11 protein-coding genes are annotated in these 14,853 nt (G+C 72.4%); 3 read left to right on the top strand and 8 right to left on the bottom strand.

Annotated elements, in window-relative coordinates; genetic code table 11:
• Positions 1 to 6 precede the first annotated feature (6 nt).
• Positions 7 to 3,225, bottom strand: a complete 3,219-nt coding sequence (locus ACRAKF_RS24415) for a tetratricopeptide repeat protein (protein WP_447039553.1) — start codon at positions 3,223 to 3,225, stop codon at positions 7 to 9.
• 135 nt (positions 3,226 to 3,360) lie between these two features.
• Here ACRAKF_RS24415 and ACRAKF_RS24420 point away from each other — a divergent pair, with 135 nt between their 5' ends.
• Complete coding sequence (locus ACRAKF_RS24420; protein WP_447039554.1) at positions 3,361 to 5,382, top strand: thioredoxin domain-containing protein; 2,022 nt, start codon at positions 3,361 to 3,363, stop codon at positions 5,380 to 5,382.
• Positions 5,383 to 5,407: 25 nt separating this feature from the next.
• Here the strand turns inward: ACRAKF_RS24420 and ACRAKF_RS24425 are convergent, their stop codons facing one another.
• The 4 genes from ACRAKF_RS24425 to trhA all read right to left on the bottom strand — a co-directional run bounded on the left by ACRAKF_RS24425 (position 5,408) and on the right by trhA (position 9,235).
• Positions 5,408 to 6,142 carry a Mut7-C RNAse domain-containing protein gene (locus ACRAKF_RS24425; protein WP_447039556.1) on the bottom strand — a complete coding sequence of 245 codons (735 nt, stop codon included), beginning with the start codon at positions 6,140 to 6,142 and terminating at the stop codon, positions 5,408 to 5,410.
• 4 nt (positions 6,143 to 6,146) lie between these two features.
• Positions 6,147 to 6,794 carry a TetR/AcrR family transcriptional regulator gene (locus ACRAKF_RS24430; RefSeq protein WP_447039558.1) on the bottom strand — a complete coding sequence of 216 codons (648 nt, stop codon included), beginning with the start codon at positions 6,792 to 6,794 and terminating at the stop codon, positions 6,147 to 6,149.
• 4 nt (positions 6,795 to 6,798) lie between these two features.
• Entirely contained in the window at positions 6,799 to 8,370 is a 1,572-nt protein-coding gene (locus ACRAKF_RS24435) for an MFS transporter (protein WP_447039559.1), read from the bottom strand.
• Between the two features lie 148 nt (positions 8,371 to 8,518).
• Entirely contained in the window at positions 8,519 to 9,235 is a 717-nt protein-coding gene (gene trhA / locus ACRAKF_RS24440; protein WP_447039561.1) for a PAQR family membrane homeostasis protein TrhA, read from the bottom strand.
• Positions 9,236 to 9,495: 260 nt separating this feature from the next.
• On the opposite strand from trhA, the gene ACRAKF_RS24445 reads away from it, so the two are divergent.
• Positions 9,496 to 11,355, top strand: coding sequence for a phosphoenolpyruvate carboxykinase (GTP) (locus tag ACRAKF_RS24445; RefSeq protein ID WP_447039563.1), 1,860 nt, complete (start codon positions 9,496 to 9,498; stop codon positions 11,353 to 11,355).
• A 64-nt stretch (positions 11,356 to 11,419) separates the two neighbouring features.
• Here ACRAKF_RS24445 and ACRAKF_RS24450 read toward each other — a convergent pair whose 3' ends face one another.
• On the bottom strand, positions 11,420 to 11,860 hold the full coding sequence (locus ACRAKF_RS24450; protein WP_447039564.1) for an SCO4983 family protein: 441 nt from the start codon (positions 11,858 to 11,860) through the stop codon (positions 11,420 to 11,422).
• Between the two features lie 103 nt (positions 11,861 to 11,963).
• Positions 11,964 to 13,175 (bottom strand): pyridoxal phosphate-dependent aminotransferase, encoded by a 1,212-nt coding sequence (locus ACRAKF_RS24455; RefSeq protein ID WP_447039565.1) that lies wholly within the window; start codon positions 13,173 to 13,175, stop codon positions 11,964 to 11,966.
• A 211-nt stretch (positions 13,176 to 13,386) separates the two neighbouring features.
• Between ACRAKF_RS24455 and ACRAKF_RS24460 the strand changes: the two genes are divergently transcribed.
• Positions 13,387 to 14,232, top strand: a complete 846-nt coding sequence (locus tag ACRAKF_RS24460; RefSeq protein WP_447039567.1) for a trypsin-like peptidase domain-containing protein — start codon at positions 13,387 to 13,389, stop codon at positions 14,230 to 14,232.
• Positions 14,233 to 14,303: 71 nt separating this feature from the next.
• On the opposite strand, the gene ACRAKF_RS24465 is transcribed toward ACRAKF_RS24460, so the two are convergent.
• Positions 14,304 to 14,681 carry a hypothetical protein gene (locus ACRAKF_RS24465; protein ID WP_447039568.1) on the bottom strand — a complete coding sequence of 126 codons (378 nt, stop codon included), beginning with the start codon at positions 14,679 to 14,681 and terminating at the stop codon, positions 14,304 to 14,306.
• Positions 14,682 to 14,853: the final 172 nt, after the last annotated feature.

Here is a 14,853-nt window from a genome sequence, read left to right on the forward strand (position 1 = left end):
GGGCCGTCAGCTCGGTCGTGGCATGTCCACTCCCATGACTTCGCGGGCGTGCCGGCTCGGGACCATGCCCAGGCGCCAGGCCTGCCAGCCCGTCTCCAGGTCGGCGCCCCGCTCCAGGAGGAGCCCGTACGCCCGGACGTACTCGGCCAGCTTGCCGTCGCGCGTCGGATGGCCGGCGCGGTCGAGCTGGGCCAGCTCCTCCTGGGCGACCGCCGTGCCGATCTCCCAGCCGCCGGGAGAGGCGTACGGCAGTAGCGTGCAGCGCAGGAAGCGGGCCCAGTCCTCGCCGCGGCGGTCGCCGTACGAGGTGAAGAGCGTGATCGCCTCCTCGCAGAGGGCCAGCGCCTGCTGCGTACGGGTGTTGCCCGCGTCCACGACGACCAGCTCCAGACACGTCCAGGCCTCGCCGTGCGCGACGCCGATCCGCTGGAAGTCGGCGCGGGCGTCGACCAGGAGCTGACGGGCGAAGCCCGAGTTGCGCAGGGAGCCGGTCTGCGCGGCGCGCTGGTCGCGGGTGACGCGCGCGGAGTGGTGCCTGGCGCACGCCAGGCCGTACACGTCCCGCATCCGGGAGAACGCCGTGCGCGCCCGCTCCAGCTCCCGCACCGCCTCGGTGAGGTCGCCGGTCTCCTCAAGGGCCTGGCCGAGGTAGTACTGGGTCCATGCCTCGCCCCGCGCGTCCTCGTTGTCGCGGTGCCGCGAGGCCGCCTGGCGCAGGCCGTCCACCGCGGGCGAGGGATCGCCGTCCACCAGGCGGGCCCGCGCGAGCTGGGTCAGGGCCCAGGCCTCGCCGCGCGCGTCGTGGGTGCGGCCGTAGCGGTCGAGGGCGTCCCGCAGCTCGGACTCCGCACGCGGTACGTCACCCATGCGCAGGCAGAGCTGGCCGAGCTGGAAGTGCGTCCACGCCTCGCCGTGCACCGAGCCGCTCTCGCGGTGCAGCCGCAGCGCCGTCCCCAGCATCTCCAGGGCGTGCGCGAGATGGGCGCGGTCCCGCTCCACCGCCGCGAGCGCGTGCAGCGTCCAGGCGCGGTCGCCCGCGAGATCGTCGGCGGCCTGGAGGTCCAGGGCCTCGGTGAGACGGGCCGCGGCCTCGGTGAGGTTGCCCTGGTGGTGCAGCGTGATGCCGAGCGAGCCGAGCGCACGGGCCGCGGCGGCGTCCTGGTTGGCCTCGAAGTACAGGTCGACGACGGAGTTCAACGTCGTACGCGACTGATCCAGCTCGCCGAGCTGGCGGGCCGCGATGCCGGTGCGCCACTGCACGCTGCGGCCCAGCAGCCCCTGGTCGATGGCCTGCGTCAGCTCCTGGATCTCGCCGAGGCGGTACAGGTCGCCGCGGAGCAGGCAGTAGTCGCACAGGGCGCCCAGGAGATTGAGGACGGCCCGCTGGTCGACGCCCTCGGCGTGCCGCAGCGCCGCCGTGATGAACGTCGACTCGTCGTCCAGCCAGCGCAGCGCCGCGTCGAGCGAGGCGAAGCCGTGCTGTCCGACCTGGTCGGCGCGGGTGGACGTCTTGCCGTCGACCAGGCGGATCACCGTGTCGGCCAGCTCTCCGTAGCTCGCGATGAGCCGCTCCTGCGCCGCCGTGCGCTCGGTGGGCTCCTCCTCGTCCAGGAGGCGGCCCTGCGCGAAGGCGCGGACCAGGTCGTGCAGGCGGTGGCGCCCGCCGCGGAGCCGGTCGACGAGGCCCGCGCGGGAGAGCGCGGTGAGCAGCCGGGCCGCCTCCTGCTCGTCCGTGCCGAGCAGCGCGGCGGCGGCGGAGGGCCCGAGCGAAGCGCGCCCGGCGAGCGCGAGGCGCCGCAGCAGGCGCCGGGCGGGCTCGGCTTGGTCGTTGTAGCGCAGCCACAGGACGCGCTCGACGGGGCCGATCTTGTCCGCGGGGCCGTACGCCGCCAGGTCGGAGACGAGCTGCCGGGGCGTCCGGGGGCCCAGCGAGGAGCCGGCGGCGCGCAGGGCCAGCGGCAGGCCGCCGCACAGCTCGCGTATGGCGTCCGCCGAAGTGGCGTCGTAGGGGCCCGAGGGGTCCTCGGCGGACTCCCGCAGGAGCTGCTCGGCGCCCGCCTCGTCCAGCGCCTCGACGGGCAGCGAGTGCACCCACGCGGGCAGGTCGGCGGCGAGCTCGACGGGCTCCCGCGCGGTGACCAGGACCAGGCTGTCGGAGCGCTCCGGAATCAGGGTGCGGATCTGCTCGGCGTCGGCGGCGTCGTCGAGGACGACCGTCACCGCGACGCCCGTCAGATACTGGTGGTACAGCTCGCTGAGCCGCTTGACCTGCTGTTCCTGCGAGGACCGCTCGCGGAAGAGGAGCTGCTCGCGCGGGGCTCCAAGACGGTTCAGGAGATGCAGCAGCGCGTCCCGCGTGGAGAGCGGCGTCTCCTGCGGGTTGTCGCCGCGCAGGTCGACCACGCACGCGCCGCGGAACTGGTCCCGCAGATCGTGCGCCGCCCGCACGGCGAGCGAGGACCGGCCCGAGCCCGGCGCCCCGTGCAGGACGACGACCGTGGGCCGCGTGTCGGTGCTGGCCCGCGCCGCGTGCACCCACTGGGCGATCCGCCCCAGCTCCGTCCTGCGGCCCGCGAAGGGCCCCTCGACCCGCGGAAGTTGCTCGAAGGACTGCTGGAGCACGGACCGCCGGCGCGCCGCCGCGCTCTTGTCGGTGCCGCGGAGCTGCGGCGGGGTCTTCTTCGCCGTCCTGGTGCCCGTGGAGGCGGCGAGGACGCGCTGCTGGTCGAGGAAGGGCCGGATGCCCCGCACCTCCAGGGCGGTCAGCCACTGCAACCTGAGCTGCTCGGGCCCGCCGGGCTGGTTGAGCGCCCCGGCGCGGCGGCTCGCCGCGGGGAGATGGGACGCCGTGACCTTCAGGACCGTGGCGGCGGCGCCCGCCACCGCCACGACCGCGCCGGTGCCCAGCGCCGTACCGGCGCCCGTACCGAAGGAGAGGTCGGAGACACCGGCCGCGACGGCGGCAACCACCGCCACGAGCAGTGGAGTTCCCGCGCCCTCCCGGGCGTACCGCTGGCCGAAGGTGAGCCGCCCCGCGTCCGCCTCGTCCAGCGCGCGCGTGTACGTCTCGTACTCCTCGGCGGCCGTCTGCGCCATGGCGTCCAGGGCGCCGCGCGACCGCGTGAGCAGCACGCTCCCGTCGACCCGGCCGCCCGAGCGCCGCACCTCCTCCTCCACGGCCCGTGTCAACAGCCGCTCGGCCTCGGCCCGATGGCTGTCCCGCATATGGATCCCCCTCCGAGTGCAACAGTCGCCGGCGGACACAAGTGTCCTGCGTACGGGGCTCCGACGCGAGGGAGTCGACGGATCAGGGCCCGGCCTGCGCGGGTGTGGTGCCCGGTGTGCGCGAGGATGGGGGGTATGCCGAACCGACTGGCGCACGAGACGTCCCCCTACCTGCTTCAGCACGCCGACAACCCCGTCGACTGGTGGCCCTGGTCGGCCGAGGCCTTCGAGGAGGCGCGCGAACGCGGCGTCCCGGTGCTGCTCAGCGTCGGGTACAGCAGCTGCCACTGGTGTCACGTCATGGCGCACGAGTCCTTCGAGGACGAGGGGACCGCCGCGCTCATGAACGAGAAGTTCGTGAACATCAAGGTCGACCGCGAGGAGCGGCCCGACGTCGACGCCGTCTACATGGAGGCCGTACAGGCCGCGACGGGCCACGGCGGCTGGCCCATGACCGTCTTCCTCACCGCCGACGCCGAGCCCTTCTACTTCGGTACGTACTTCCCGCCGGAGCCCCGGCACGGCATGCCCTCCTTCGCGCAGGTGCTCGACGGAGTGCACCGGGCCTGGACCGACCGGCGCGGCGAGGTCGACGAGGTCGCGGGCAAGATCGTGCGTGACCTCGGGGAGCGGCAGCTCACCCACGGCTCCGGCGAGCGGCCCGGCGAGGACGAGCTCGCGCAGGCGCTGCTCGGCCTGGCCCGCGACTACGACACGGCGCACGGCGGCTTCGGCGGCGCGCCCAAGTTCCCGCCGTCCATGGTCATCGAGTTCCTGCTGCGGCACTACGCCCGCACGGGCGCCGAGGGCGCGCTGCAGATGGCCGCGGAGACCTGTGAGCGCATGGCCCGCGGCGGCATCTACGACCAGCTCGGCGGCGGCTTCGCGCGCTACTCCGTCGACCGCGAGTGGGTCGTGCCGCACTTCGAGAAGATGCTGTACGACAACGCGCTCCTGTGCCGCGCCTACGCCCATCTGTGGCGGGCCACCGGCTCCGACCTCGCGCGGCGCGTCGCCCTGGAGACCGCGGACTTCATGGTCCGTGAACTGCGCACCAACGAGGGCGGCTTCGCCTCCGCGCTCGACGCCGACAGCGAGGACCCGGCCACGGGCGCGCACGTCGAGGGCGCGTACTACGTCTGGACGCCGGGCCAGATCCGCGAGGTCCTCGGCGACTCCGACGCGGAGCTGGCCATGGCAGCCTACGGGGTGACCGAGGAGGGCACCTTCGAGAAGGGCGCCTCCGTGCTGCGGCTCCCGCCCCTCGACGGGCCCCTCGCGGACGCCTCCCGCCTCGCCTCCGTGCGGGAGCGGCTGCTCGCGGCGCGTGCCCAGCGGCCCGCGCCGGGGCGTGACGACAAGGTGGTCGCCGCGTGGAACGGGCTCGCCGTGGCCGCGCTCGCGGAGGTCGGCGCCTACTTCGACCGGCCCGATCTCGTCGCCGCCGCCGTGGGCGCGGGCGACCTTCTCGTACGTCTGCACATGGATCCGCGGGCACGGCTCGTCCGGACCTCCAAGGACGGGCGGGCCGGGTCGAACGCCGGGGTCCTGGAGGACTACGCCGATGTCGCCGAGGGGTTCCTCACGCTGGCCTCCGTGACGGGGGAGGGCGTGTGGCTGGAGTTCGCCGGATTCCTGCTCGACCATGTGCTCGCGCAGTTCGTGGACGCGGAGAGCGGCGCCCTGTACGACACCGCGGCGGACGCGGAGCGGCTCATCCGCCGTCCGCAGGACCCCACGGACAACGCGGCGCCGTCCGGGTGGACCGCCGCCGCCGGGGCGCTCCTGTCGTACGCCGCCCATACCGGGGCCTCGCCGCACCGGCTCGCGGCGGAGCGGGCGCTGGGGGTCGTCAAGGCGCTCGGGCCCCGGGTGCCGCGGTTCATCGGGCACGGGCTCGCGGTGGCCGAGGCGGCGGTCTCCGGGCCGCTCGAAGTCGCCGTCGTCGGCGAGGTCCTCGGGGACCTGCACCGGACGGCGCTGCTCGGCGGGGCGCCGGGGGCGGTCGTCGCGGCGGGGCCCGAGGGCTCGGCGGAGCTGCCGTTGCTGGCCGACCGGCCCTTGATCGACGGTCTCCCGGCGGCCTACGTCTGCCGCTCCTTCGTCTGCGACGCGCCGACGACCGACCCGGGCGAGCTCGCGTCGAAGCTTTCCTGACCACGACCACGAGCACGAGCCGTGGCTAGTGGGCGGCCTCGCCGAACTCCGCAAGTGCCGTGGCGACCAGGGCCGCCAGGCGGTCGTGGTGGGCGCCCCGCCAGTACACGCGGGCGCAGCGCTCGCACTGGGCGAAGACCTCGTACGTGCCGCGCGTCCCGCCCTCCAGGAGGTCCGCCACGTCCTCCTTCGACGCCTCGCGCAGCGTGCCGTTGCAGGCGGTGCACCGCGTCCACGGCCGCAGCGGTGGCGTGAAGCGGCCGAGGACGTCGCGGAGCTGGTCGTCGGGGCGGTCGCTGTAGACGTACGCGCCCGCCCACAGCTCGCGGCGGCGCAGGAGCCCCCGGTCGCGGCTCAGCAGGACCCGCCGCTCGGCCGCCGAGCGCGCGGCGAGCGCGGGATCGCCGATGTCCGTGCTCTCGTACGCCGCGTCGACGCCGAGGAGCCGCAACCGCCGGGCCAGCGTGCCCAGATGGACGTCGAGGAGGAAGCGGAGCGGGGCGCCCGGCACCCGCTGGGGGCGGGGCACCGCCCGTACGGCGACGGTCTCGCCGGCGGCCGGCACATGCCCGGTGGCGGCTTCGCGGCCGTCCACCACGAGCGCGCCGACCTCCGTGAGCGGCACCCCGAGGGACTCGACGACGTGCCCGAGCGTGGAGGCGCCGTCGGTGACGACCGTGCTGGGGCCGCCCCGTCGCTCCTGCGGGACGAAAAGCCCCAGCTCGGGGGCGAAACTTACGCTGATCTCCGGACCGTTCATGCGGTCAGAATGGCATGTCCCATCGGTCGGGCGCCGCCGAGAATCCGCCCGTCAGCGCGGCGAGCGTGCGGTCCACGAGGGAGGGGAGGTCCTCCTTGTGGCCATGCTCGGCCCAGTACGCCATGGTCTCGGTGAGCGCGCCGATCAGACCCATGGAGAAGACCCGCACCTCCAGGTCGCCGGGGTCCCTGCCGGTGCGCTCCGCGATGACCCGGCAGAAGATGCCGCCGGTGACCGACATGCTCTCCAGCATCCGCGAGCGCACGGCGGGCACTTCGAGCATGAGCCGCGTACGCAGGACGGCCTCGTCGGGCTCGGTCGAGAAGCTGAGGTCCACGGCCCGGCGCAGCACCTGCCGCAGCGACTCCACGATCGGCTCGTCGGCGGGCCGCCGCAGCAGCTCCTGCTCAAGGACCGGGTCGAACTCGTCGGTGAGGACGATGTCCTCCTTGGTCGGGAAGTAGCGGAAGACCGTGGAGGGGGAGACCTCCGCCGCCTCCGCGATCTGCTCGACGGTCGTCGCGTCGTACCCCTGCCGCCGGATCAGCCCGTAGGTCGCCTCCCGGATGGCGAGGCGGGTCTTGAGCTTCTTCCGCTCGCGCAGCCCCAGTTGCGGGGCGGGAGCGGGGTGGGGGGTGCGTGCGGCCGTCATGCGTTCATTGTCCGGCATCCTCCGGGGCTCCGCCCATGGCCGGGCGCTGCCCGCGGCCGTCGTCGGAGCGGGGCAGCAGCGCGGCGACCAGCAGCGCCGTGACCAGGGCGGCGACACCGCTGACGAGCAGTACGAGGCCCATGCCGTGGACGTAGGCGGCGTCGGCGGACGCGGCGAGGCGCCCGGAGCCGAGCCGGTCGGCGACGGCGTGGGCGGCGACCACGGACTCCCGGGCGGCGTCGGCCGGGGGGCCGGGCAGCGCGCCGGTGTCGAGGTCGCGGGTGTAGGCCGAGGCGAGGAGCGAGCCGAGCAGCGCGATCCCGAGGGCGCCGCCCACCTGACGCACGGTCATCATCAGCCCGGTGCCGGAGCCGGCCCGCTCCACGGGCAGCGCGCCGAGCGCCGAGTCCATGGCGGGAACGATCGCGAAGCCGAAGCCGAGGCCGGCCACCGAGAGCCACAGCGCGGTGAACCCGTAGCCGCTGTGGACCTCCGTACGGCTGCCGAGCATCGCGGCGAAGGCGAGCGCCACGAGTCCGCCGCTGATCGCAGCGCGCGGCCCGAAGCGGCGCACGACGGGCTCCACGCACTTCGCGGCGACGAGCAGACCGCCCATCATCGGCAGCATCCGCACGCCGGTGCCGAGGGCGTCGTTGCCCTGGACGGCCTGGAGGTACTGGGGGAGCACGAACATCAGGCCGGACAGGACGAACATCACCAGCGTCGCCGCCAGCGTGTTCAGGAAGAAGCCGCGGTCGCGAAGGAGCGTCAGGTCGAGCATGGGGCGCGTCATCCGCCGCTCGCGCAGGACGAGCGCGGTGAGCAGGAGTACGGCACCGGCGGACATGCCGAGCACCAGGGGGTCGCTCCAGCCGCGGGCGGGTGCCTCGATGACGGCGTAGACGAGCGCGCCGAGCCCGGCGGCGGTCAGGGCGGTGGAGAGGATGTCGACCTTCGGGGATGACGGGTCGCGGGTCTCGGGGAGCAGGAAGGCGCAGGCGGTCAGGCCGATCGCGACCATGGGCACGTTGATCAGGAAGATCGAGCCCCACCAGAAGTGGTCGAGGAGCCAGCCGCCGACGATCGGCCCGAGCGGCGCGCCGAGCGCGGAGGCGGCGGAGACGATCCCGACGGCCTTGGTCCGTTCGCCGGGGCCGAAGAGGGCGGGCAGCACGGCCAGGGCGAGCGGCATGACGAGGGCGCCGCCGAGGCCCATGACGGCGCGGGCCGCGACGACGAGGGAGACGTCGTGCGCGAGGGTGCCGAGGACCGAACCGACCAGGAAGACGCCGAGGCCGGTCATCAGCATCCGGCGCCGTCCGAACCGGTCGCCGAGGAGGCCGGCGGGCAGCATCAGCGCGGCGAAGACGACGACGTACGCGTCGGCCATCCACTGCTGCTCACCGGTGTCCGCGTCGAGCTGCCCGGCCATGGTCGGCAGCGCGACGTTGAGGATCGTCATGTCGAAACCGAGCACGAGCATGCTCGCGACCAGGGCGGCCAGCGCCCACCAGCGGCGGGGGTCCTGCTGTGCGGCGGCAGGTGTGCCGGCACCAGCGTCGGTGACAGTCATCATGAAATGAGAGTAACTGTCAAAAGGTAGTCACTGTCAATGACAATGCCCTGTCCGCGACCTTCCGCGACCTGTCCCCGGCCTGTTCGCGCACACGAAAAAGTGGCCGCGGCTGGGGAGCCGCGGCCACTTCCTCGTGGTGGGGAGAGGGTCAGCCGTGCTGGTAGGCCACCAGGGAGATGCCGACGTAGTGCACGGCGAACGCGGCCAGGGTCAGTGAGTGGAAGACCTCGTGGAAGCCGAAGAAGCGGGGGGAGGGGTTGGGGCGCTTGATGCCGTAGATCACGCCGCCCACGCTGTAGAGCAGCCCGCCGACGATCACGAGGACGAGGACGGTGATGCCGCCCTCACGCATGAAGTCCGGCAGGAAGAAGACGGCCGCCCAGCCCATCGCGATGTAGCACGGCGTGTAGAGCCAGCGGGGGGCGCCGACCCACAGGACGCGGAAGGCGATGCCCGCGACGGCCGCGCCCCAGACGCCCCAGAGCAGCCACTGCCCCTTGGCGTCGGGGAGCAGCAGCATCGTGAGGGGCGTGTAGGTGCCCGCGATGATCAGGAAGATGTTGGAGTGGTCGAGCCTGCGCAGGACGCCGTCCGCGCGCGGACCCCAGTCGCCCCGGTGGTAGAGCGCGCTGACGCCGAAGAGCAGGCACGCCGTCAGGGCGAAGATCCCGCAGGCGATGCGGCCGCGGGTGGAGTCGGCGAGGGCCGTGAGCACCAGGCCGGAGACGAGCACCGCCGGGAACATGCCGGCGTGCAGCCAACCGCGCATCTTCGGCTTCGGGGGGAACTGCGGCGACAGTACGGATGAACCGGGCGAGGCGGCGCCGACGGCTTCCGGGATCGCTTCGGGGACGGGAGCGGTCATGACGGGAATCGTACCTACGGGCCCGTAAGTCGTTCGTCAGCCGTATACGAAACCACCGCCCTCGCAGGCGAACCCGTACAAGTGGCGATGCTCACGTCGCTCAGGTGTGAAGCCCTCTGGACAGATGGGCGCCCTCGTCGGATGATCATATGAGTGCGGTCGGCACCGGATGAGCGCCAGAGGGAATTTCCACGTGAAGCGTCCGGGTCGCAGCCCCCACGGGGCATACATCCACAAAACCCCCTCGATTAGGAGCAATCGTGGCGCGCGACATCGCGGCTCCCAGCACCCTCCCGACCAACACCGTCCCGACCGGCCACCAGGAGCTCGCCTCCTGGGTCGACGAGATCGCCGAACTGACGCAGCCGGACAGGGTCGTCTGGTGTGACGGTTCCGAGGCCGAGTACGAGCGCCTGTGCGGGGAGCTCGTCGCCAACGGCACGTTCAAGAGGCTCGACCCGGTCAAGCGCCCCAACTCGTACTACGCGGCCTCCGACCCGACCGACGTCGCGCGCGTCGAGGACCGCACCTTCATCTGCTCGAAGCAGGAGAAGGACGCGGGCCCGACCAACCACTGGAAGGACCCCGCCGAGATGCGGGAGATCTTCACCGGCCGGGACGGCAGGGGCGGTGTGTTCCGCGGGTCGATGAAGGGCCGCACGATGTACGTCGTGCCCTTCTGCATGGGGCCGGTCGGCTCGCCGCTGTCCGCGATCGGCGTCGAGATCACCGACTCGGCGTACGTCGCCGTGTCCATGCGCACCATGACCCGCATGGGCCAGGCGGTCCTGGACGAGCTGGGCGACGACGGCTTCTTCGTCAAGGCCGTCCACACGCTGGGCGCGCCGCTGGAGGAGGGCCAGGCCGACGTCCCGTGGCCCTGCAACTCCACCAAGTACATCTCGCACTTCCCCGAGGACCGCGAGATCTGGTCCTACGGCTCGGGCTACGGCGGCAACGCCCTGCTCGGCAAGAAGTGCTACGCCCTGCGCATCGCCTCCGTCATGGCGCGCGACGAGGGCTGGCTGGCCGAGCACATGCTGATCCTCAAGCTGACGCCCCCGCAGGGCGAGAGCAAGTACGTCGCCGCCGCGTTCCCGTCCGCCTGCGGCAAGACGAACCTCGCCATGCTGGAGCCGACGATCCCCGGCTGGACCGTCGAGACCATCGGTGACGACATCGCCTGGATGCGGTTCGGCGAGGACGGCCGCCTCTACGCGATCAACCCCGAGGCCGGCTTCTTCGGCGTCGCGCCCGGCACCGGCGAGCACACCAACGCCAACGCCATGAAGACGCTGTGGGGCAACTCGGTCTTCACCAACGTCGCGCTGACCGACGACGGCGACGTCTGGTGGGAGGGCATGACAGAGGAGACCCCGGCCCACCTCACCGACTGGAAGGGCAACGACTGGACGCCGGAGTCGGGCGTCCCGGCCGCGCACCCGAACGCCCGCTTCACCACCCCCGCCTCGCAGTGCCCGATCATCGCGCCCGAGTGGGAGGACCCCAAGGGCGTGCCGATCTCGGCGATCCTCTTCGGCGGTCGCCGCGCGAGCGCCGTGCCGCTGGTGACCGAGTCCTTCGACTGGAACCACGGCGTCTTCCTCGGCGCGAACGTGGCCTCCGAGAAGACCGCCGCCGCCGAGGGCAAGGTCGGCGAGCTGCGCCGCGACCCGTTCGCCATGCTGCCGTTCTGCGGCTACAACATGGGCGACTACATGGCCCACTGGGTCAAGGTCGGCGCCGCCGCGACGGCCAGGGGGGACCAGTCCAAGCTGCCGAAGATCTACTACGTCAACTGGTTCCGCAAGGACGCCGACGGCACGTTCGTGTGGCCCGGCTTCGGTGAGAACTCCCGCGTCCTGAAGTGGATCGTGGACCGCCTCGACGGCAGGGCCGAGGGCGTCGAGAGCCCGATCGGCATCCTCCCGACGGTCGACGCGCTGGACACCGACGGGCTCGACCTGGACAAGGCCGACCTGGAGTTCCTGCTCACGGTCGACAAGGAGGTCTGGCGCGAGGAGGCCTCGCTGGTCCCCGAGCACCTCAACACCTTCGGCGACCACACGCCGAGGGAGCTGTGGGACGAGTACCACGCGCTGGTGAAGCGCCTGGGCTGATGCCCCGCCACCTGGGGTGAGTGGCACCCGGTCCGCGGCCTCACCGGCCGCGGACCGGGGCCGTTCAGGAGGCGCCGACCAGGCGCGTGGCGCCCGCGTGGGCGTCCATGCGCTCGGCGGCCAGGATGGCCGCCGCGGTGTCGGCGCGCGAGGCCGCCACGACCAGGGCGCGGCCCGCGAGGGCGTGCGCGCGCTGGTGCAGGGCGGCGAGGTGGGGCTGAGGGTACTCCCCGTGCGTCGAGCTGTCGGGGAGGACGGCCGCGGCGACGGAGGAGCGCGGGGGGTGCACGCCGTGGCGGAGCCGGGCCACCTGGGACGCGAGGCGGTCGGCCGCGGCGTCCAGGCCGGCGTCGGGGACGAGGACGCGCAGCTCGTCGGTGACGGCGAGGAGCGCGGCGAGGTGCCCGGCGAGCTGGATGTCCAGCTCCTCCTCGCGGGAGCGGTGCGGGAAGCTCGCGTCGTCGGCCATCGAATGGACCGACTTGGTGCGGATCGGCTCGTACATGTGATGGCCTCCAAGCTGTCTTGGATACATCCTAGCTTAGATTCCGTCTAAAGTTGATTCCGGTCCGGGAGCGCTGGGCCGGGCACCGCGCCGTGCGACCGCGCTACGGCTGGCTGTAGCCGTCCAGGAAGTTCCCGATCCGCGTGACCGCCTCCGCGAGGTCCGTCGCCGTCGGCAGGGTCACGACGCGGAAGTGGTCGGGTTCGGGCCAGTTGAAGCCCGTGCCGTGGACCACCATGATCTTCTCGGCCCGCAGCAGGTCGAGGACCATCTGCCGGTCGTCCTTGATCTTGAAGACCTTCGGGTCGAGCCGCGGGAAGAGGTAGAGCGACCCCTTGGGCTTCACGCAGCTCACCCCGGGAATCTGCGTCAGCAGGTCGTACGCCGTGTCGCGCTGTTCGAGGAGCCGCCCGCCCGGCAGTACCAGGTCGTTGATCGTCTGCCGTCCGCTCAGCGCGGCCACGACGCCGTGCTGGCCCGGCATGTTCGCGCACAGGCGCATGTTGGCGAGGATCGTCAGGCCCTCGATGTACGACGAGGCGTGCGCCTTGGGCCCCGAGACGGCCATCCAGCCGACGCGGTACCCCGCGACCCGGTACGCCTTCGACATGCCGTTGAAGGTGAGGGTCAGCAGGTCGGGGGCGACGGCGGCGGTCGGCGTGTGCGTGGCGCCGTCGTAGAGGATCTTGTCGTAGATCTCGTCGGAGCAGACCAGCAGGTTGTGGCGGCGCGCGATGTCGGTGAGGCCGCGCAGCATCTCCTCGCTGTACACGGCGCCGGTCGGGTTGTTCGGGTTGATGATGACGATCGCCTTGGTGCGGTCGGTCACCTTGCGCTCGATGTCGGCGAGGTCCGGCATCCAGTCGGCCTGCTCGTCGCAGCGGTAGTGCACGGCGGTGCCGCCGGACAGCGAGACGGCCGCGGTCCACAGGGGGTAGTCGGGCGCCGGTACGAGGACCTCGTCACCGTCGTCGAGCAGGCCCTGCATGGCCATCACGATGAGCTCGGAGACGCCGTTGCCGATGAAGACGTGCTCGACGTCGGTCTCGATGCCCAGGGTCTGGTTGTGCATGACGACCGCGCGGCGGGCCGCGAGCAGGCCCTTCGCGTCGCCGTAGCCGTGCGCGGCGCCGACGTTGCGGAGGATGTCCTCCAGGATCTCGGGCGGGCACTCGAAGCCGAAGGCGGCCGGATTGCCGGTGTTCAGCTTCAGGATGCGATGGCCCGCCGCTTCCAGCCGCATCGCCTCGTCGAGCACGGGGCCCCGGATCTCGTAACAGACGTTGGCGAGCTTCGTCGACTGGATGACCTGCATGCGCGCGAGCTTACGGGGTGTTCCGGCCGGCGGGGCGGCGGATGCCCCGGGTGGCTCTCCCCGGGCACGCGGTCGCCGCGCCCCTGCGGGCGCGCGGTCGTCTCCCCTCTTCCTGCGGGTGCGCCCTTGTCCGGGTGCCGGGTGTCCTCAACAATGCACATGACAAAACCGGAGTTACTCCGGTCACACAGTCATCTGAGGGGACCCCCACATGAAGAAGCCTCTCGTCGGTGCGTGCTTCGCCGCCCTGCTCATAGGGGCGACGGCGGCGCCCGCCACCGCCGTGAGCGACGAACCGCCCGCGAAGGCCGGTGCCGTCGATCTCGCGGGGACGGTGGCGCTCAGCAACTGCTCCGGCTCCGTCGTCCGCGTGCCCGACTCGCGGCCCGACGACCCCGCGCTCGTCCTGTCCAACGGCCACTGCGTGGAGAGCGGCTTCCCCGCGCCGGGCGAGGTCCTCGTCGACCAGCCCTCCACGCGCAGCTTCACGCTGCTCGACGGCGCGGGCGGAAGGCTCGGGACGCTCAGGGCCGACACGATCGCGTACGCCACCATGACCGACACGGACATGTCGCTCTACCGGCTCACCAGCACCTACGCGGAGGTGGAGAGCACGTACGGGACCAAGGCCCTGGAGCTGGACGGGCAGCGTCCCGGGCAGGGCCGGGCGATCACGGTCGCGTCGGGCTACTGGAAGAAGCTCTACCAGTGCCGCGTCGACGGCTTCGCGCACCGCCTCAAGGAGGGTGACTGGACCTGGAAGGACTCGGTCCGCTACACCCCCGAGTGCCGGACGATCGGCGGCACCTCCGGCTCGCCGGTGATCGACGACGAGAGCGGCAAGGTCGTCGCCGTCCACAACACCGGCAATGACAGCGGCGGCCGGTGCACGGACAACAACCCCTGCGAGGTCGACGAGAACGGCGAGGTCACCGTCCGCGAGGGCGTCAACTACGGCCAGCAGACCTACTGGATCGTCCCCTGCGTCGGCGCGGGCAACGAGATCGACCTGAGCCGCCCCGGCTGCGAGCTGCCCAAGCCGTCCGGGGCCCGGTAGCCCCGCCCCCGGCCCCGGGGCGGCCGGTCAGGGCCGCCCCGGGGCCGGGGCTCGTCGGGTGATGTGCTCGTTCAGTTCTCCGAGTAGCTGAGGTCTCCGATGCTCCAGGCGCTCACGTCCTGGAGCGGGATGCGGTACATCCCGCCCGTCTCCGGGAGGCCGAGGCTGCCCTGGAGGATGCGTGCCAGATGGAAGTGGAGGTGGGTGGGCTGGGCGGGCTCGGGCGGCGGACCGGAGCCCGCCCCGTCCCCCGCGAAGACGGCGGCGAAGGGACGGAGCTGGTCGGAGTCCTTCAGGACTTCGGCCACGCGCCGCCGCCACAGGGCTTCCGGGGCCAGGCGGCCGGTGATGACGGCGCCGGCCACGACCACGGTGAGGGACATCTGATTGCTGTGCTCGGACTCCACCAGAGAGGCGATGTCGACGAGCAGTTCGTCAGGCTTCGACATGACTGATGAGCCTACCGAGGCGGAGGGCGGCTCGGGCATTCGGATCCCTGCTCCTCCGGCTGCGAAAATCTATCGCGGTTACGGTAGACATGCGTGGCTGCCGTGGCTAGAGTTATTCGTGTAGCCAACGACAGTCGATGAAGGGCTGTCAGTGAAGAGAGATGAGAGGAGT

The organism is Streptomyces sp. DSM 118878 (genome assembly GCF_052936595.1).